At 70.8% G+C, this 17,616-nt stretch carries 18 protein-coding genes, 1 tRNA gene and 3 pseudogenes; 15 read left to right on the top strand and 7 right to left on the bottom strand.

The annotated features are described in order from the left end of the window. Positions 1 to 358 (top strand): annotated as a pseudogene (locus Pme01_RS22050) (methyl-accepting chemotaxis protein); the annotation flags it as partial. A gap of 206 nt (positions 359 to 564) precedes the next feature. Here Pme01_RS22050 and Pme01_RS22055 read toward each other — a convergent pair. Together Pme01_RS22055 and Pme01_RS31155 are read right to left on the bottom strand one after the other, a co-directional pair. Next, on the bottom strand, positions 565 to 1,506 hold the full coding sequence (locus tag Pme01_RS22055; protein WP_168113821.1) for an SLAC1 family transporter: 942 nt from the start codon (positions 1,504 to 1,506) through the stop codon (positions 565 to 567). A gap of 159 nt (positions 1,507 to 1,665) precedes the next feature. Next, entirely contained in the window at positions 1,666 to 1,866 is a 201-nt protein-coding gene (locus tag Pme01_RS31155; protein ID WP_239088396.1) for a hypothetical protein, read from the bottom strand. A gap of 443 nt (positions 1,867 to 2,309) precedes the next feature. Between Pme01_RS31155 and Pme01_RS31980 the strand changes: the two are divergent. From Pme01_RS31980 to Pme01_RS22075, 4 genes and pseudogenes are all read left to right on the top strand, one after another. Further along, positions 2,310 to 2,543, top strand: a pseudogene (locus Pme01_RS31980) (ImuA'/RecA-like NTPase); the annotation flags it as partial. A gap of 54 nt (positions 2,544 to 2,597) precedes the next feature. After that, entirely contained in the window at positions 2,598 to 2,912 is a 315-nt protein-coding gene (locus Pme01_RS22065) for a hypothetical protein (RefSeq protein WP_168113820.1), read from the top strand. A 137-nt stretch (positions 2,913 to 3,049) separates the two neighbouring features. After that, entirely contained in the window at positions 3,050 to 3,445 is a 396-nt protein-coding gene (locus Pme01_RS22070; RefSeq protein WP_168113819.1) for a response regulator, read from the top strand. Positions 3,446 to 3,916: 471 nt separating this feature from the next. Then, positions 3,917 to 4,258: an STAS domain-containing protein gene (locus Pme01_RS22075; RefSeq protein ID WP_168113818.1), complete on the top strand. Its 342-nt coding sequence runs from the start codon at positions 3,917 to 3,919 to the stop codon at positions 4,256 to 4,258. 68 nt (positions 4,259 to 4,326) lie between these two features. Here Pme01_RS22075 and Pme01_RS22080 read toward each other — a convergent pair whose 3' ends face one another. After that, positions 4,327 to 4,644, bottom strand: coding sequence for an STAS domain-containing protein (locus Pme01_RS22080; RefSeq protein ID WP_168113817.1), 318 nt, complete (start codon positions 4,642 to 4,644; stop codon positions 4,327 to 4,329). A gap of 180 nt (positions 4,645 to 4,824) precedes the next feature. Between Pme01_RS22080 and Pme01_RS22085 the strand changes: the two genes are divergently transcribed. The 4 genes and pseudogenes from Pme01_RS22085 to Pme01_RS31830 form a co-directional block, all read left to right on the top strand. Next, entirely contained in the window at positions 4,825 to 4,992 is a 168-nt protein-coding gene (locus tag Pme01_RS22085; protein ID WP_168113816.1) for a hypothetical protein, read from the top strand. Positions 4,993 to 5,046: 54 nt separating this feature from the next. After that, a complete protein-coding gene (locus Pme01_RS22090) occupies positions 5,047 to 5,421 on the top strand; it encodes an STAS domain-containing protein (protein WP_168113815.1) in 375 nt (124 codons plus the stop codon). A gap of 302 nt (positions 5,422 to 5,723) precedes the next feature. Further along, entirely contained in the window at positions 5,724 to 6,101 is a 378-nt protein-coding gene (locus tag Pme01_RS22095) for an STAS domain-containing protein (RefSeq protein WP_168113814.1), read from the top strand. Positions 6,102 to 6,534: 433 nt separating this feature from the next. Then, positions 6,535 to 6,579: pseudogene (locus Pme01_RS31830) on the top strand (hypothetical protein); the annotation flags it as partial. Between the two features lie 470 nt (positions 6,580 to 7,049). Here the strand turns inward: Pme01_RS31830 and Pme01_RS22105 are convergent. Continuing rightward, positions 7,050 to 7,124 (bottom strand) — tRNA-Lys (locus Pme01_RS22105). Positions 7,125 to 7,606: 482 nt separating this feature from the next. Here Pme01_RS22105 and Pme01_RS22110 point away from each other — a divergent pair. From Pme01_RS22110 to Pme01_RS22125, 4 genes are read left to right on the top strand one after another with little or no spacing between them, the layout of a single operon-like run. Then, on the top strand, positions 7,607 to 8,230 hold the full coding sequence (locus tag Pme01_RS22110) for a hypothetical protein (RefSeq protein ID WP_203935799.1): 624 nt from the start codon (positions 7,607 to 7,609) through the stop codon (positions 8,228 to 8,230). Between the two features lie 44 nt (positions 8,231 to 8,274). Next, positions 8,275 to 9,501 (top strand): peptidoglycan-binding protein, encoded by a 1,227-nt coding sequence (locus Pme01_RS22115; protein WP_168114086.1) that lies wholly within the window; start codon positions 8,275 to 8,277, stop codon positions 9,499 to 9,501. Then, positions 9,498 to 10,214: an ABC transporter ATP-binding protein gene (locus tag Pme01_RS22120; RefSeq protein ID WP_203935800.1), complete on the top strand. Its 717-nt coding sequence runs from the start codon at positions 9,498 to 9,500 to the stop codon at positions 10,212 to 10,214. The genes Pme01_RS22115 and Pme01_RS22120 overlap by 4 nt, the downstream gene beginning before the upstream one ends. Continuing rightward, on the top strand, positions 10,211 to 11,404 hold the full coding sequence (locus Pme01_RS22125; RefSeq protein WP_168113813.1) for an ABC transporter permease: 1,194 nt from the start codon (positions 10,211 to 10,213) through the stop codon (positions 11,402 to 11,404). Before Pme01_RS22120 ends, Pme01_RS22125 begins: the two co-directional genes overlap by 4 nt. 52 nt (positions 11,405 to 11,456) lie before the next feature. Here the strand turns inward: Pme01_RS22125 and Pme01_RS22130 are convergent, their stop codons facing one another. Next, the gene (locus tag Pme01_RS22130) at positions 11,457 to 13,100 is read right to left on the bottom strand and encodes a sensor histidine kinase (protein WP_168113812.1); all 1,644 of its coding nucleotides are present in this window, start codon (positions 13,098 to 13,100) and stop codon (positions 11,457 to 11,459) included. Further along, positions 13,097 to 13,786, bottom strand: a complete 690-nt coding sequence (locus Pme01_RS22135; protein WP_168113811.1) for a response regulator transcription factor — start codon at positions 13,784 to 13,786, stop codon at positions 13,097 to 13,099. The genes Pme01_RS22130 and Pme01_RS22135 overlap by 4 nt, the downstream gene beginning before the upstream one ends. Before the next feature lie 93 nt (positions 13,787 to 13,879). Between Pme01_RS22135 and Pme01_RS22140 the strand changes: the two genes are divergently transcribed. Beyond that, the gene (locus Pme01_RS22140) at positions 13,880 to 14,131 is read left to right on the top strand and encodes a hypothetical protein (protein WP_203935801.1); all 252 of its coding nucleotides are present in this window, start codon (positions 13,880 to 13,882) and stop codon (positions 14,129 to 14,131) included. Between the two features lie 14 nt (positions 14,132 to 14,145). Next, positions 14,146 to 15,171 carry an LLM class F420-dependent oxidoreductase gene (locus tag Pme01_RS22145; protein WP_168113810.1) on the top strand — a complete coding sequence of 342 codons (1,026 nt, stop codon included), beginning with the start codon at positions 14,146 to 14,148 and terminating at the stop codon, positions 15,169 to 15,171. Positions 15,172 to 15,176: 5 nt separating this feature from the next. Here Pme01_RS22145 and Pme01_RS22150 read toward each other — a convergent pair whose 3' ends face one another. Then, the gene (locus Pme01_RS22150; RefSeq protein ID WP_168113809.1) at positions 15,177 to 17,567 is read right to left on the bottom strand and encodes a putative bifunctional diguanylate cyclase/phosphodiesterase; all 2,391 of its coding nucleotides are present in this window, start codon (positions 17,565 to 17,567) and stop codon (positions 15,177 to 15,179) included. Positions 17,568 to 17,616 lie beyond the last annotated feature (49 nt).

The following is a 17,616-nucleotide window of genomic DNA, read 5'->3' on the forward strand; positions in this document are numbered from 1 at the left end:
CGCCCAGGCCACGTCCAAGGCGACCGAGGACATCTCGCAGCGGGTCCAGGCCATCCAGTCCGACAGCGGCGCGGCGGTCGAGGCGATCGGGCAGATCGCCGAGGTCATCGAGAAGATCAGCGGATACTCGGCGACCATCGCGTCCGCGGTGGAGGAGCAGACCGCGACCACCAGCGAGATCGGGCGCAACGTGTCGGAGGCGGCCACCGGGGCCACCAGTATCGCCTCGAACATCACCGGGGTCGCCGCCGCCGCGCAGTCGACCAGTACCGGTATCACCGAAGCCAACCGGGCCGCCACCGACCTGGCCCAGATGTCGACCGAACTGCAGCAGATCGTCGGCCAGTTCCGCGTCTGATCGCAGCTCACCCATTCGCAAGGGTGCCGACGTCCTGTAACGACGTCGGCACCCTCTCTCATCCCTGATGAGGAGCTGCGCCCACCGGCCGGGGCCACATCGGTGCCGGTACGGCACGTTCGCTTCGGCCTTGGCCCGAGTCCTCACTGTGATACGTCACCGCCTGTCCACGCGGTCGGACGCGACAGCTGTGACCGTTGGCGCGGTTACTGGAGTTGTGGCAGGAATCTGCGCCGAGCGAGGGCCGCTATGGTCTCCGCGACCAGGGCGGCGATGAACGCGGTGATCGCGAGGAGGACGATCCAGGCCCAGACCTTGTACCCGACGGGTCTTCCGTAGTTGACCCAGTGCAGCGCGAAGGTGGCCACCGCGGCGTACGGGAACGCGAACGACCAGAACGCAGGGCCGAAGGACAGCCTGCGGTACACGGGGATGAGCCGGATCTGGACGATCACGGCGAGCGCGGTGAAGCCGCCGAGAGCCAGGGCGACCAGGTCGACTCTGCCGTGGGTGATGGCCAGGTAGGCGAGGCCGGCCAGGGCGGGCGGCGCGACCTCGATCGCCAAGGTGGGCGTCAGCGGCGCGGGCAGCCGAGGGCGGAACATCAGCCGGGCCATGATGGCGGAGCCGATGAGCAGCCACGACACGACGCCCAGGCCCATGAACGCGTGGGCGATTCCGGTCCAGCCGGCGAGGGCGGCGCCGATGGAGGCGATGAGCCCTCCGGCGACCGCGGGCAGGACGTAGCCGGAGTGCAGCCGGTCCAGGTCGAGGTCTTCAACGAGCCACTGGCCGGTCATCCACCCGGCCAGGACGGTGGTGGCGACGGCGAAGACCCCAAACAGCCACCTACCGGTGGCGAGGGCGTGCGGCATCAGGCCGATCGCCAGGAGCATGCCGACGATCGGGATCAGCGACACGAACGGTCCCAACACCGGATCGGCCAGTTCGGCGCGCCAGCCGCCGCGCCGGCGCGGCACCTGCGAGAGGTACCCGACGACGAGCACCAGCCATACCGCGGCGGTGGCGATGAGCAGGACGCCGGCCACAATCGCGGGCGCCAGCTTCAGGAGGGCGGCGTATCCCCAGCAAGTAGCCAGGCCAGCCAGCCCGTACGGGATCGCGAACATGTTCGGAGTGATTCGCATCTGAGGCCGAGCCATCTGCGTGGTCATCCGCATCCCCCACAGCGAAGGCTGGTGATCAACATGCCCTCCGCGGACTCGCCGACCGGCCGTGAGCCGGGCGAAATCATGCCCCTATCCCGCGAAGTGACCAAGTGGCCTGCTACCCCGTAGTCCCGTACGTTATCCGCCACGCACGCCTGTACCGTGCCAGCGCAGCTTGGTCAGGACCTTCCAGCCTTTGAGCGTGGCCACGGCGCGCTCGCCGAGGGCACGCAGCTTGGCGGCGGTCAGCCCGACCTCGCCCAGCTTGGCCGACAGTTCGCTGAGCCCCGAGGTGGGCTTGTTGATCGTGGCTTCGTACTGCGCGGTGCTGAATCCCATGCCGATCCTGCCCCAGGTCGGTAGAGGTTGCTGGGCATCGCCGTGCAGATCGTCGCCAAACTCGCCAGCCAGGTCGGCTTCCAGGTCCTCCCGCGTCGCGGGGTCGTCGAGCGGACCATGTCCTGAATCACCTGCTGTCGACGCACCGTCCGCGACTACGAACGCCTCCCGAACATCACGCCGCCGTTGTCCAACAGTCAATTGCTGAGGTACCCCGCACCGCCAGGGGTGCAGGCGGCCGAGGAACTGCTGCGGCTGGTCAACTCCGGCCAGGTGCGCCGAGCGGCCGCGCGATCCGCGCTGGTGGATAGGGCCAGCGAACATGGTGTGCGGCCGGGCGCCGACCGGGTGGTTGAGGTCGTAGCGCCACTGCGGGACTTGCTGCCCGGACGGGGGTTGCGCCGCGGGTCGCCGGTGACGGTCGCCCGTGCCACCTCGCTGGTCATTGCGTTTCTGGCGGTGCGTCGCGGGCAGGGGTGTGGTGTGTGGTCGTCGGTTTACCGACGTTGAGCCCGGTCGCCGCGGCCGAACTCGGTGCCGATCTGGACCGGGTGCGTTCGTGCCGCATCCGGGGGCCGGACTGGCCGGAGGTGGTGGCCGCGCCTCAGGGCGACTGTGCCGCCGGTCATCGGTTGTCTTGGCTGATCGTACTAACCCCATGGTGGACACCACGGTGACAACAACCGCCCTGGCAGCGCCGAACCAGACAGGAGGTACACATCATGACCAAAATGCCCACACTGTTGGCAGACGTCAGGCAACTGCGCACCGCGCTTCGCGCCATGGACCGCTGGGAGGCCGCCGGCGGTGACCTCACCAGCGCCCACGACCGCAGACGCTTCGTCGACGACCTCGACGGCGACGCCGCGTATGAACTGTCCGGCCTGGCGCTCACACGCCTGGGACGCCTGGTGTTCGCCGAGAAGGCCCGCACGGCCGAGACGTGCACGCCCGGCGACGACAGCTACCCAGCCGCACCGGCCATCGTGGGCATGCCACGGCAGGGACACCGGCGAGTAGCGGCTTCGCTCAGCTTCACGCCCTGACCACACCCGATGGCGCGCCGTACCGGACGACCCACCTCACATTCATCCCTCACCGCTACCGCGCCGCAACCGGCAGCAATGATCGAGGCACCTTCTCCGCAGCTACGATCGCGGATAAGAGAGGAGACCAAGGACCTATGGCCACAGTGGTGATCGCTGAAGACGATGCGGACCTGCTCGCGGTGTTCGTCCGCGTGCTCACCCGCGCCGGGCACCGCGTGATCGCGTGCCCCGACGGCGGCTCCGCGCTGGCCAAGGTCCGCGCCGATCGCCCGGACCTGGTCCTCACCGACGTCGACATGCCACCCGGCATCTCCGGGCTGGAGTTGATCGCCGCGATCAGGTCCGACCCTGAGGTCACCGGCGTCCCCGTCATCGTGGCTACCGGCGGGGGCGTCTGCGCCGAGATGGCCGAAGCCGTCGGCGCCACACTGCTGCTGCACAAGCCCCTCTCGCCACGTGCCCTGGCCACCCACGTCGAGACCGTCCTCACCGGCAATGCGGGCACCACGTCCGCGCCGGCCGCGGCGTAGCCGGCCCGAAGGCGGAGCGACCGGAGTTGATGTCGCCGCCGGCCGCCGCAATGATTTCGGCGGTTCGTGCAGCCGGGACCGATGATCCAATCGGCCGCCCCGCCGGATTGTGCTGATCTTCGTCCCGCGCCCGCGCCCGCGCCGCCGTCCAACCAGACACCGGCTGCGGCCGCCGCTGCCGGTACGCAGATCAGCGCCGCGCGTACGGGTGATCAATCGATGCCGCTGCCTGCGGGCGTACAGGCGCCGGCCGGGTGCAGGCGCCGATAGCCCAACCAGTGGTGTCCGTTCGGGTGGTCGCGGGTATCGGCCGCACGTCGCAGCGTCGGGGAGCCGGGCGGCCGGGTGGTTACCGTTGCGGCCCGCCCGGATGTGTTGTGCCGCGGGTTCGGCCGATAGCCGGTGGCGGGCCGACCCGGATAGCGTCGTTACCCGAACAGGGGTATCGGTCGTGAAGGCAGGCGAACAGTTGTGACACTCGCGCACGCGGTCAGTCACGCCGATGGCCAGGTCACCATCGTCCTTGCCGGTGAGGCCGACATCGCCGGCCGTGACATGCTGCGTGACGTGCTGTTCGACGCGGTGGCCGAGCGCCCGGCGCGCATCACCGTCGACGTTAGGGGCCTGGTCTTCATCGATGCGACGAGCATCGCGGCTCTCATCGCGGCCCGACGCGCCGCCCTGCACCATGGCTGCGCCTTCGTGGTCACCAATACCCGTGGACAGGTACGCCGGGTTCTCGGCATCACCGGCGTGCTGACCACCCTGACCCGAACCCAACTACCCAGGCAGGCAACAGACCAGGCGGGGTGACCGTCCGCTCTGGCCGGCCGCTGGTCGGTGGTCAGGGCGGCCGGTCCGGTGGGACCGGGCCGGTGTTTCTAGCCGTGGGTCAGCGCGTCGTACAGGCCGGTCTGGCGAAGCTGCGCGGCGACCATGCCGGTGGCGTTGCGCACGGCGAACCCCAGGCGCATCCGCTGGGCGGCGTTGCGGCCAGCGGCCAGCGCGCCGACGCCGGTGGAGTCGATGAACGTCACATGCAGCAGGTCCACCATGATCCGGGTGGGCATCTGGTGCGTCGCGGCATCAACGAGGATGCCACGCAACCGGCCGGAGGCTTGGAGATCGACTTCACCGCGGACTTCGACCAGCAGGCTTCCGTCCGGCGCACGGCGTGTGTTGATCAATGTGCCTGCCATGCCGACTGCCCGCCTCCAGGTGCGCGTGTGAGGACCTCGGGCCCACCGTACGCCCCAGGCGCGCACCTGCCGAACGACCCACACAGCGGTGACCCTGTCGCCTGTTGTCCGTTACGCAGGCAGCGACCGAAGTCGGCGGGTAAGGCCGAGCAATGGAATTTGAGGTGGTCGGCGTACGAGATGCACGGGGCCGCCGTCCTCGCCCTGGCCGGCGAGCTGTGCTCCTCGACGGTTCGCACGGTGGAGCCGGAGATGACTCGGCTGCTGGCCGGCGACCGTGCGGTGCAGGTGGTCGACCTGGCCGAGGTGGGTCGCCCAACCGGGTGGAAGATCCGCTGTGACGTTTGAAGATCTCGGCAGGTGGTTACCACCGGGCTGCCGTCGCGCAACCTGGGAGGTCACATGAGTCGTGGACAGGCGTGGATCACCTACCGCGACGATGCCCTCGTGACCATCCACGCCCACGGTGACATCGACGTGACCAGCGCGGCCCTGCTGCGCGAGGTCGCCTTCGAGGCGGTCACGCACCCGGGCGGGCAGGGTGTCGCCGTGGACCTGTCGGCGGTCACGTTCATCGACTCCGTCGGCGTGGCCGCCCTGGTCACCGCTTTCAAAACCGCCCGCGCCGCCGGCCTGCCGTTCACCGTGGCCGCCGCCAGCCCCTCGGCGACTCGGCTGCTGCGCATGACCGGCCTGGCCGGCCTGTGGGGCTTCGCCCCCGACGACCCGCCCAGCGCGCCGAATGGCCCTCTCACCGCACTTACCCCGGTCGGGTAGACGCCGACGGCAGTACGGGCCGCCGTCGGCAACGCTCGTGGTCATTCGACCCGACCACCCATCGCCGAAGCGGCCGTCACCCGGGTGTTGCGGATCGCCGGAGCCCGCCGGTGACCGCGGCGCCTGACCCCCAGCACTCGACGATCTTCTCAAGGAAGCAATCGGGCCCCGTCATGCCCGCGCGGCGAGCAAGGGCCGCGTAGGTCCGGACCGCTCCTGCCACGACCGCGCTACGGATTGGACCCCCGCCGGCTGTTCAGCTATCCCGCCATGGCCGTTCGTATGACTAGAATGACCGGACTATGGACCCAGTGCCTGACGGGCAGTCGAGGCTGCGCATCGCGATCGAGGCGGCCGGGCGCGACGAGGTCGTCGTCGTGGTCACCGGCGAACTGGACTGCGCCACCGCCGACCAGCTCCGGACCGCCATCACCGCGCTCCTCAACCGCGGCGACGTCCACGCCATCGGTCTGGACCTGCGCGGCCTGGGTTTCATCGACTCCACCGGCATCGGCACCCTCGTCGTCGCCCAGCGCATCAGCGCACAGGTAGGTGTGCGGTTGCGGCTAACCGCGGTCAGCGCCTTCGCCGCCCGCGTCCTCGGCGTGCTCGGCGTGGACGTCATACTCGGCCTGCCACCCGCCCGCATCGACACCACCGCCCTGGTCGGCGCCGACTGACACCAGACGGTTCCGTCGACCATCGCGCCTCACCGGGCATCGAGATCTCCCACGTCGCGCGGAACCCGGCAGCCCGCAGCCACCAGCGACATCAACCTCCAGACAAGCTGGCGGCAGTCGGGTGTCGGCGGCGACCATGCAGGCGAAGCCGTCGGCCTGCGCGACGCCGACATCGACCTCGACGCCGGCTTCGCCGTGATCTCCCAGCAGATCACCAGCGTCGGCTACCCCGCGGTGACCAAGCCCCTCAAGACCGAAGCCGCCGGGCGCACCATTTTCCTCGACGCGGCAACCCTCGCCGCCCTCAGGGCCCACCACGCCCGCCGCGCCCGCTGGTCTCCGGACCGGACTGGCCGCACACCGGACTGTTCTTCGCCAAGCCCGACACGGTCAGCCCTGGCACCCCGAACCGGTCAGCGAACGCTTCGAACGCCTGGTCACCGACGCCGGCCTACCACCGGTCCGGCTCCACGACCTGCGCCACTGCGCGGCCACCTACCTCAAAGCCGCCGGTGCCGACATGAAAGACATCCAGGAACCCTCGGCCACTCCTCCATGGCGATCACCGCCGACACCTACACCTCGGTCATCCACGAACTGGAGACCGAACGGGCCAAGGCCGACGCCGCCGCACTGGTCCCCCTCGCACGGCGACACGCCGGCTGACCAACCGCCCATCGCGTCACCACGACCGTGGCGAGGCCCGGCCGTCCATCCCTGCGGCTGGACGGCCGCCGCCGTTGGTCCGGCGCCTCCCTCGGCGCTTAGCGCCGTACCAGGGCGGGGTCGACGCCTCGTCCACAACTGCGGGACGACCTCGACAGCAGACCGGTTTACCCAACCGTGCTGACCTGCGGAAACGCCGAATCGGAGCACCCACGGAGCGCCCAAGCGAACAAAAGTACCCGAAAAGGGTGCCAGATTTAATCTACGGTTGTCTATCTTCGCTGGTGGGCCGCCAGGGACTCGAACCCTGAACCTACGGATTAAAAGTCCGCAGCTCTGCCATTGAGCTAGCGGCCCGACGGGGCAAGATTACCGCCCGCGCAGTCCTAGTGGATACCGGGTCGCAAGCAGCGGTGCGTCGTCGCCCTACTGGTAGGCCGGCATTCGTAATGCGGGGATCTGACGAGCGTCGTGCCGATGAAACTCAGGTGCAACGGCCACATCCGCGCTGGTGGTGTGGGAAACGACCTCTGGGATCTGCTCGCTCGGGCTGAAGACTCGGCCGCGGACCACGCCTGCAGGCCAGATGACCCGAACAGGAAGTGATCGGAACCCTGCCGAGCGCGTCACTGCCGGTGAGGTTCTATACGGCTCCGCAGCGCGGAGACACGCATACGACCACAAGAGAATCCGACGGTTCCTTCATCGGTTCTTCATCGGCTCCGTCCTAGTTTCGTGGCGATCCGCCGCCGTCGCCGGCGGGGGACGCCAACTGGCGACCCCGTACCGGCTCGGCACCTTTCCCAGCAGTTCAGACGACCAGGCCGTGGGGGATGGCGATGACAGCACGAGTACCCGCCGGACGGAGCCGCCGGCGGACGGTTCGGAACTTCAAGCGGTGGTCGCTCGCGCCACGCCTCCTCATCGGCGCGTCGGTGGTGGCCGCGCTCGCCGTATCCGGATGTGGCGGCGGCAAGGAGCCCGAGGTCGCCAGCGTGCAGCCGGGAGGTCCCACCGCCAGCGCGACGGCCGTCGCGGGTGATCTGACCTCCTACGTCAACGGGATGCGCGCGTGGGTGGCCTGCTTGCGGGCCGAGGGCGTGGACGTCAGCGACCCCGGCCCGACCGGCGAGATCACGTTCCCCGGCGACGCCGCCGCGCTGAAGTCCGACGCGAAGTTCCAGGCCGCGCAGGCGAAGTGCCATTCCCAGGTGCCGCCCGTACCCGAGAGCGTCCTGGAGATGAGGAAACCGAAGCTCTCGCCGGAACAGATCGACACCGCGCGCCGGTACGCGAGGTGCATGCAGCAGAACGGCGCCCCCGACTTCCCCGACCCGGGGCCGGACGGCAACACGTCGAGGAACTCCAAGTGGAACCAGACCTCGGAGGGTGCCCGCAAGGCCACCACGGCCTGCGCCGGCATCATCGGCGACCCGACCAACCAGCCCAGCACGCGCGGATGAACCGTGCCGCGGACCACGCCGTCCCGATGCCGGAAACGATGACCATGGACAGTACCGTCAGCACCTCCGTGTGCCCGGGTCCGGCGACGCACGTCGACAGTGACGATCCCGGGGAGCGGCCCGGTTCGGCCCGGCGGCAGCGCAGGCGAAGGGCCGTCCTGATCGGCCTGGCGGCAGCGGCGGTCATCACCGCGGCGGGTATCGGCGCGGCGGGTCTGGGCGGGTCCGGCTCTCCGCCCGCCGGTTCGGGTACGACCCGGACCGGCGGGACCGTCCGCGTCGCCCGGACCACGTTGATCAACGCCACCACGGTGGACGGCACGCTGGACCACGGCCCGGAGATTCCGCTCGGCGTCAAGACGACCGGCACGGTCACCTGGCTGCCGGCCGCGGGGACGGTCGTCAGGCGTGGTGAGCCCCTGCTGCGGATCGACGACCGGCCGGTGGTGCTGCTCTACGGTGACCTGCCGATGTACCGGCGGCTGGCCGAGTCGGCGCCACCGGCCGCCGACTCGGCCCCCACGCCCGCCGCCACCGCTGAGCCGTTGCGGGGCCGGGACGTCAAGCAGTTCGAGACCAATCTGAAGGATCTGGGCTACGGCGGCTTCACCGTGGACGAGACCTACTCCAAACAGACCACCCAGGCGGTCAAGCGCTGGCAGAAGGACCTGGGCGTGCCGCAGACGGGCGCCATGGAGGTCAGCGACGTCGTCTACACGTCCGGCCCGGTCCGCATCGGGCGCACGCTGGTCCGGGTGGGCGCCCCGGCAACGGGCGACCTGGTCGGCTACACAACCACGGACCGGATGGTGACCGTAAACGCACCGGTCGGTGAGGCGTCGTGGGCCAGCACCGGCACCGCCGTCGAGGTCGTCCTGCCCGACGGCCGGTCCGTCCCGGGCACCGTCGCCGGCGTGGGCGCCGACGCCTCGGCCCCGCCCAGCACCGGCGGCCAGACCGCCGGCGCCGACGGATCGGCCAACCAGAACCCCACCGTGCCGGTACTGATCGAGATTCCGGACCAGAACGTCCTGGGCAACCTGAACAGCTCTCCGGTGAAGATCAGATACGTCGTGGACAAACGCGAGAACGTCCTCGCGGTACCGGTCACCGCCCTCGTCGCCCTCGCCGAGGGTGGCTACGGGCTCGAGGTGGCCGACGGCGGATCCAGCCGCTTCGTCGCCGTTCAGACCGGTCTGTTCGCCGACGGCCAGGTCGAGGTCAGTGGCACCGACGTCCACGACGGCATGACGGTGAGGATTCCGCAGTGACCGCGGTCGTCGAGCTCACCGGCGTGTCCAAGACCTACCCCGGCGGGGTCACCGCGGTGCGTAACGTCGATCTGCTCATCGGGTACGGCGAACTCGTCGGCATCGTCGGGCCGTCCGGGTCCGGAAAGTCGAGCGTGCTGCACCTCATGGGGACACTCGACCTGCCGTCGGCCGGCCGGGTTCGGGTGGACGGGTACGACGTCGCCACGTTGTCCGATCGCGAGATCTCCGCCCTGCGCGCGCAGCGAATCGGATTCGTGTTCCAGCAGTTCCACCTGGCGACCGGGGTACCCGTACTGGACAACGTCGCGGACGGCCTGCTCTATGCGGGTGTCGGGCGGCGGCAACGCCGGCAGCGGGCACGGACCGCGCTGGACCGGGTCGGGCTCACGCACCGGCTCGACCATCTGCCGAACGAACTGTCGGGCGGCGAGCGGCAGCGCGTGGCCATCGCGCGGGCGGTGATCGGCGAGCCGGCGCTGCTGCTCGCCGACGAACCCACCGGCAATCTGGACACGGCTGCCGGGTCGGCGGTGCTGGCTCTGCTGGGCGAGTTGAACACAGCCGGCACCACCGTCGTCGTGATCACCCATGACCGCGACATCGCCGCTGCGTTGAACCGGCAGGTCGAGATGCGCGACGGGCAGGTCGTCGCCGACCGCGAGGCGGACGCGCCGCAGCGGATCGCCATGGTCGCAGGCGGGGCGCCGTGAGCGGACAACTGCGCGCAGCACGGCTGAGCCCGGCCGACGTGGTACGCCTCGGCGGTGCGGGGCTGCGCTCCCGCCCGCTGCGGGTCTTCCTGTCGGCCCTGGGGATCGCGATCGGCGTGGCCGCGATGACCGCCATCATCGGCATCTCGGTATCGAGCAAGGCCGAGGTCAACCGACGGCTCGACCGCCTGGGAACCAACCTGCTACGGGTGTCTCCCGGCCAGACCCTGCAGGGCGACAAGTCCCAACTGCCCAAGGAGTCGGGGGCAATGCTGTCGCGCATCGCCCCGGTGCGGTCGGTCACGGCCACCGGCGAGGTCAACGCCCACGTGTATCGCAACGACCACATACCCTCGGGCCGGACCGGCAGCATCGCCGTGCTGGCCGTCGACGACCGGCTGCTGCCCACGGTCGGCGGGAACGTCCACATCGGAGCGTGGTTCAACGCCGCGACGACGCACTACCCCACGGTCGTGCTCGGCGCCCAGGCGGCGGCACGACTGGACATACACACCCCGGGCGTACGCCTGTGGCTGGGCGGCAGGTGGGTCGCGCTGCTGGGCGTTCTCGATCCGGTGCCCCTGACGCCCGAACTCGACGGCGCCGCGCTGGTCGGGTGGGACGCGGCGCAGACCTATCTTCGCTTCGACGGCCGTCCGTCGACGATCTACCTGCGGGCCGTCGAGAGCCGGGTAGCCGCCGTCCGTAACGTACTCGCCGCGACGGCGAATCCCCAGCGCCCCGGCGAGGTACAGATCTCCCGGCCGTCGGACGCGCTCGCCGCTCGTACCGCCGCCAACTCCACGCTGACCGGCCTGCTCCTCGGTCTCGGCGCGGTCGCCCTGCTCGTGGGCGGCGTCGGCATCGGCAACACGATGGTGATCTCGGTGCTGGAAAGACGGTCGGAGATCGGGCTGCGACGTTCGCTGGGCGCCACCCGGGGTCAGATCCGTGGCCAGTTCGTCACCGAGTCGCTGCTCCTGTCGACTCTGGGCGGAGCCGGGGGCGTCGTCGCCGGCACGGCCATCACCGCGATCTACGCCTCCACCCAGCGGTGGCCGACCGTCGTGCCGTTGTGGGCCACACTGGCCGGGCTGTCGGCCACCGTCGCCATCGGTGTCCTCGCCGGACTGTACCCGGCGGTGCGGGCGAGCCGCCTGGCACCGACCGAGGCGCTGTCGGCGGCGTAACGGCCGACCGGGCCTGTGACCGCCAGCGGCGGCCTCCGGATGACGCGACGTCTCACCCGGCAGCAGCCTGGCTGGGCAGCGGCAGCCTGATGGTGAAGGCGGTACCGACGCCGACGGTGCTCGCCACGTCGATCGTTCCGGCGTGGTCGGTGACGATCTGGCGGGCGATGGCCAGCCCGAGACCGCTGCCGCCGGTGGTGCGGCCACGGGCCGCGTCGGCGCGCCAGAACCGGTCGAAGAGGTGGGGAAGGTCATCAGCCGGGATACCGGTACCGGTGTCGCGGACCCGGATCACCACGGCCTCCTTGTCCTGGGACAGGTGCACCTCGACCCGGCCGCCGGGCGAGGTCGCCCGGACGGCGTTCGTGATCAGGTTGCCGACCACCTGGCGCAGCCGGTCCGGATCGGCGTCGACCCGTGGCTGCGCCTGTGCCCACAGGCCCAGGCCGACGCCGACGGACTCCGCCGCCCCGCGGTGCGTGGTCACACAGGTCGCCAGCAGATCGTCCAGGTCCACTTCGGTACGGTGGTACGTCAGCGCGCCGGTCTCCGCCAACGCCAGGTCCTGCAGGTCCTCGACGATCCGCTGCTGCAGCAGCACCTCCTCGTGAAGCGAGCTCACCAGCTGCGGGGTGGGCTCGACGACGCCGTCCCGTAGCGCTTCGAGGTAGCCACGCAGGTTGGCCAGCGGGGTCCGCAGCTCGTGCGCGATGTCCGCGGTCAACCGCCGCTGACGCTCCTCGCTGGCCTGAAGCGAATCGGCCATCCGGTTGAACGCTCGGCCCAGTTGCGCGATCTCGTCCCGGCCGGAGACCGGCACCCGCCGACCGAGCTCACCGGCCCCCACCCGGCCGGAAGCATCGATCAAGGCCCGGACCGGACGCAGCACACCACGGCTCAGCAGCAGCGCACCCACGATCGCGGCCACGGCAACGGCCAGCGCGACGAGCAGCGTCGGCGCGAGGCGCAGGCTACGTACGGTGTCGCCGACCGCACCGAGGTAAACCTGCAGCGGCGGCGGCGCGACACCGGCGACGCGATCGGCGAAGGCCCGGGCAAGACACTGCCGCACGCCGTCGGGCGCCTTCTCCACGCAGCCCAACACCTCGCTGTTGTCGTCACGGGCCTCGGCTTCCGGTGGCGGCTGCTGCGGGCATTCCCGCGCGGCGCTCGTACTGTTGCCGGCGACTGTGAACGTCGGCACTCCGTCGGCACGCGGGCTGGCGGTGACCGGGATGCCGGCCCGGGTCAGGCACGCGGCGTACGGCGCGCCGGTGCGGTACTCGTGGATCGCGCCGATGGTCAGCCGGGCCAGGGCGGTCGGCGTACCGGACTCCGGAAGCCTCAACGTGGGCCGGGCGTCGACGAGTACCGGCACGCCGACGACCTGGCGGGCGGCCCGGCCGGACAGGAGGTCGGAGTCGGCCAGCAGCACCCCGGTGTCGGTGACGACCCGGATCCGCTGCCCGGTACGGCTGGCCAGGCCGGCGACGGTGTGCTCCAGCCCCGCCCAGGTGGCGTGGCTCTGGCCGTACGCCCGTAGCTCGGCGGTGATCGCCGCGGTCTCCTCCTGTCCTGCGGCGACCGACTCGCGGACCTGGCGCGACACCTGGCGCAGGGTCAGCCAGGCGGTGGCGCTGGTGGCGGCCACCGCCACCAGCATGATGAGAGCCAGCGCCCGCAGCCGGAAGCTCACGCCGGTGGCTCCGCCAGCCGGTAACCGCGCCCGTGCACGGTCTCCAGGTACCGGGGTCTGGAGGGCTCCTCTTCCAGCTTTCGCCGCAGGTTCATGATGTGCGCGTCGACGGTCCGCGCGAGGACGTCGCTGTCGTAGGCGAAGGCCCGGTCGATGATCTCGGTCCGGGTGAAGACCCGGCCGGGCTCCCCCGCGAGCACCTCCAGGATGCCGAACTCCTTGGCCGTGACCGGCACCGGCCTACCGGCGACCCGCACCTCGAAACGGGCGGTGTCGACCTCGACGTCTCCGACGGTCAGCACCGTGGGCTTGGCCGGGACCACCTTCGCCCGCCGCAGCAGCGCCCTGACCCGGGCGGTCAACTCCCGTGGGCTGTACGGCTTGGTGAGGTAGTCGTCCGCACCGAGGTCCAGGCCCAGCAACATGTCGTTCTCGGTCGCCCGGGCGGTCAGCAACAGGATCGGGACATCCGAATCCGCCCGCAGAATTCGGCAGACGTCCAAGCCGTCGACCACCGGCATCATCACGTCGAGGACGATCAGGTGCGGACTCGACGCGCGCGCCTGTTCGATGGCCGAACGTCCGTCGGAGACGACCTGGACACCGTGACCCTCCCGCTCGAGATAGATCCGGATCAGCTGCGCCTGCTTGGGGTCGTCCTCGGCGACGAGGATACGAACGGCCAACGAAACTCCTCGACGACATCGACGGCGAGACGGTGACGTTCCTGTCGGCCACGATAGCGGTCGGCCGCACCTCGCCGGACCGAACGACCGTCGGTGCGGGCCGGGCGCCGCGAGCGACCTCAGGCCGTCCGATCCGGACAGCCGGCATGGCCGTCGGGCCGCTGGCTCGGGTCGATCCTCGGCATCGGCTTCGCGCCGTGGAGCGGCGGTATCCTCCAGTTCATCAACTCGTGCGGGCTGACCACCTTCGTCGAGCGGGCCGACTACCTGGCCGACACGTACGGCGAGCGGTTCCGCCCGCCGGCGCTGCTGCGCGAGCTGGCCGTTCGCGGCGAGCAGTTCTGAGGAGGGGCTGGGAGATGAAGCTGGGCTACCACGTCGGGTACTGGTCGACCGGAGCGCCGGCCGGCGTCGTGGAGACGATCGCCGAGGCCGAGCGGCTCGGCTTCGACTCGATCTGGACCGCCGAGGCGTACGGGTCGGACTGCCTGACCCCGCTGGCCTGGTGGGGTTCGGCCACGAGCCGGGTCAAGCTGGGTACGAACATCCTCCAGATGTCGGCCCGGACCCCGACCGCCACCGCGATGGCTGCCATGACCCTGGACCACCTGTCCGGCGGCCGGTTCGTCCTCGGGCTCGGCGCGTCGGGACCGCAGGTCGTCGAGGGCTGGTACGGCCAGCCGTACCCCCGCCCGCTGGCCCGCACCCGTGAGTACATCGAGATCGTGCGGGCGGTCGTCGCCCGGCAGGCGCCGGTCGAGTACGGCGGGCAGTTCTTCCAGCTTCCGTACCAGGGCGGCACCGGGCTGGGTAAGCCGCTCAAGAGCACGGTGCACCCGCTCAGGACCGAGATTCCCATCTACCTGGCTGCCGAGGGGCCGAAGAACGTCGCGCTCGCCGCCGAGGTAGCCGACGGGTGGCTGCCGCTGTTCTTCTCGCCGAAGGCCGACGGGTTCTACCGCAGCGCCCTGGCCGAGGGCTTCGCCCGGCCGTCCGCCCGCCGTACGCCCGACGACTTCGAGGTCGCCGCGTCCGTACCGGTCGTGGTGGACGACGACGTCGAGCGGGCCGCCGACCGCATCCGTCCGCACCTCGCCCTGTACGTGGGGGGCATGGGCGCGAAGAACGTCAACTTCCACCGCGAGGCGATCGCCCGCCTCGGCTACGAGGACGTCTGCGAGACCATCCAGGAGCTGTACGCGTCCGGGCGCAAGCAGGAGGCGGCCGCGGCGGTCCCCACCGCGATGGTCGAGGACCTCGCACTGGTCGGCCCGGTCGCGAAGATCAAGGACGAGCTGTCGAAGTGGGAGGAGAGCGTGGTCACCACCCTGCTCGTACAGGGTGACCCGGGTACCCTCCGCGCGATCGCCGAGGCCGCGGGGTAGCGCGGTCAGGCGGCGATGGCGCCGATGGTGGTGGTGTCGAACCTGCCGCCGGTCTTCGCCAGCAGGGTGCCGAGCTCGTCCGCGGCGATGGGCCGGGAGAAGAAGTACCCCTGCGCCAGGGTGCAGTGCATCTGGAGCAGCCGGGACGCCTGTGCCGGCGTCTCGACCGCCTCGGCCACGGTACGCAGGCCGAGGCTGCGACCCAGCTGGACGATCGCGCGCAGGAACGCCGCCGGGTCACCGCCCCGGGCGGAGCCCTGGACGAACGCGCGGTCGATCTTGAGGACGTCCACCGGCAGCGTGCGCAGGTACGCCAGCGAGGAGTAACCGGTACCGAAGTCGTCGACCGCGATCCGTACGCCGTGCTCGCGCAGCCGGTCGAGCACCGCCAGTACCGCCGCCGCCTCCGGCCCGTCGTTGACCACCAGCACGGACTCGGTGATCTCCACGACCAGGGCGGCGCCGGGCAGCCGCTGCGCGGCAAGCTCGTCCAGGATCAGCTGGGCGATGCCTGGCTCCCGAAGCTGCCGGGCGGAGACGTTGACCCCGACGGACATCCCGTACCGCTGGTGCCACATCCGCGCGTCGCGGAGCGCCCGCCGCAGCACCCAGGCTCCCAGCGGGCCGATCAGCCCGGACTCCTCGGCCACCGGGATGAACTCGACCGGCGAGATCGGCGGCTGCCCCGGCGGCACCCAGCGCACCAGGGCCTCCACCGCCGTGATCCGACCGGTGGTGAGCTCGACCACCGGCTGGTAATGCACGGTCAGCTCCTCGGCTGCCAGCGCCCGGCGCAGGTCGGTGATCAGCCGGGTCCGCCGGTCCCGGTCAGCGGCCAGGGCCGACGTGTACTCCTGTACCCGGTTCTTGCCCGCGGCCTTCGCGGCGTACAACGCCAGGTCTGCCCGGCGCAGCGCCTCCCCCTGCGGGAGCGGGGCGTCGGCGAGCAGCATGCCCACGCTGGCGGTCAGCTCGCTCTGCCGGTCGCCGGACACGAACGGCTCCCGCAGGGAGTCGACCATCGCGTCCGCCACGGCCCGGGCACCCGCCGGCTCCAGCAGTACCGCGAACTCGTCGCCGCCCAGGCGCACCAGCACACCGTCGGTGACCGTCGCCCGCAGCCGCTGGGCCACCTCGACCAGGAGCTCGTCGCCGGCCGGATGCCCGTACGCGTCGTTGATGTCCTTGAACCCGTCGAGGTCCAGCAGCAGCAGCCCGTACGGGCCGGTCACCGCGTCGAGACGTTCGTGCAGCAGCGCCCGGTTGCCCAGCCCGGTGAGGCTGTCGTGCAGGGCGCGGTACGTCAGCTCCTCGCGCAGCGCCTGCTGCTCGCTCAGCGCCGTGCTCAGCGCGAGGGCGTGCTCGTCGAGCTGGTTCGCGCGCCGGTGCGCCACCCGGGCGAGCAGCCCCAGCCGTACCACCAGCAGCACCGCGGTGGTGGCCGCGAACACCGACGGCATGACCAGGTCCTGGGCGGGGCTTTCTCCGCCACGCGCCACCACGATGCCGATCGCGACGGCCGGCGCGACGAGCGCGAGCAGGGCGTAGAGCGCGATCCGCAGCGGCGACGCGATCGCCTGGCTGCGCTCGACCGCCCCGGCCGATCTGGCCATCGACGGGTGCAGCGCCGCCGCGCCGAGCAGCAGGTACGTGAGGACCCACAGCGGCGCGGCGAAGTTGCTGTCCACGCCGGTCGCATCGGCCGCCGTCAGGATGTAGCCGACGCAATCGGCGATGAGCAGGGTGAACGCCGCGGTCACCAGCAGCAGGTACGACACCGTGCGGACCCGGGCACTGAACAGCAGTCGCACCGCCATCGCGACCACGAACAGGTCCATCACGGGGTAGATCAGGTAGCCGGGCGTCTGGTGTCCGATCGCCGCCTTCGACATCAGCGGGAACATGACGAATGTCCAGCTCAGGGCCAGCAGTCCGGAGACGACCAGCCCCGCGTCGACCACGCTCTCGTAGCCCGACCGGCGGCGGTCGCGGCGTACCCAGGTGATCAGACCGGCGATGAACAACGGGTAGGCACTGGCGAACAGGACGTCCCCGAGGGACCCGGGTCTGAGCCGGCCGGTCAGCGCCATTTCGACCACCCACCAGATCGATGCGGCGAGGGAAGCCGCCACGCCGGCGACGAACAGCCACCAGGGCCGGGCAGCGGTGGGGCGGTGCCGGCGGACTCCGATGACCAGCGCGGCAAGGGCCGACAGGCCCGTGAACCCGTACAGGCCTTGACGCCCGACGGCCGGGACCGTGGGAGCGACGGCCATGACGGCGAGGCCGACCAGCAGGTACCAGCGCCACCACGCGCGCCACTGCCCGCCCGTCACCCGGTCGCGCCGCAGTGCGGCGGGTCGGACGCCCGGCTCGCCAACCGTTGACTCCCCCACCCGACCATGTCTACGGACCCACGGTTGCCTTTCCGGTTGCGGCACGGTG

The sequence above is a fragment of the Planosporangium mesophilum genome (assembly GCF_016863255.1).
GTDB lineage: Bacteria > Actinomycetota > Actinomycetes > Mycobacteriales > Micromonosporaceae > Planosporangium > Planosporangium mesophilum.

What these genes read in the sequence shown, in the direction of transcription:
- Pme01_RS22055 (WP_168113821.1), bottom strand. Translation starts at nt 1,506, where the DNA reads ATGCGAATCACTCCGAACATGTTCGCGATCCCGTACGGGCTGGCTGGC.
- Pme01_RS31155 (WP_239088396.1), bottom strand. Translation starts at nt 1,866, where the DNA reads ATGGGATTCAGCACCGCGCAGTACGAAGCCACGATCAACAAGCCCACC.
- Pme01_RS22065 (WP_168113820.1), top strand. Translation starts at nt 2,598, where the DNA reads ATGCCCACACTGTTGGCAGACGTCAGGCAACTGCGCACCGCGCTTCGC.
- Pme01_RS22070 (WP_168113819.1), top strand. Translation starts at nt 3,050, where the DNA reads ATGGCCACAGTGGTGATCGCTGAAGACGATGCGGACCTGCTCGCGGTG.
- Pme01_RS22080 (WP_168113817.1), bottom strand. Translation starts at nt 4,644, where the DNA reads ATGGCAGGCACATTGATCAACACACGCCGTGCGCCGGACGGAAGCCTG.
- Pme01_RS22085 (WP_168113816.1), top strand. Translation starts at nt 4,825, where the DNA reads ATGCACGGGGCCGCCGTCCTCGCCCTGGCCGGCGAGCTGTGCTCCTCG.
- Pme01_RS22090 (WP_168113815.1), top strand. Translation starts at nt 5,047, where the DNA reads ATGAGTCGTGGACAGGCGTGGATCACCTACCGCGACGATGCCCTCGTG.
- Pme01_RS22095 (WP_168113814.1), top strand. Translation starts at nt 5,724, where the DNA reads ATGGACCCAGTGCCTGACGGGCAGTCGAGGCTGCGCATCGCGATCGAG.
- Pme01_RS22110 (WP_203935799.1), top strand. Translation starts at nt 7,607, where the DNA reads ATGACAGCACGAGTACCCGCCGGACGGAGCCGCCGGCGGACGGTTCGG.
- Pme01_RS22115 (WP_168114086.1), top strand. Translation starts at nt 8,275, where the DNA reads ATGGACAGTACCGTCAGCACCTCCGTGTGCCCGGGTCCGGCGACGCAC.
- Pme01_RS22145 (WP_168113810.1), top strand. Translation starts at nt 14,146, where the DNA reads ATGAAGCTGGGCTACCACGTCGGGTACTGGTCGACCGGAGCGCCGGCC.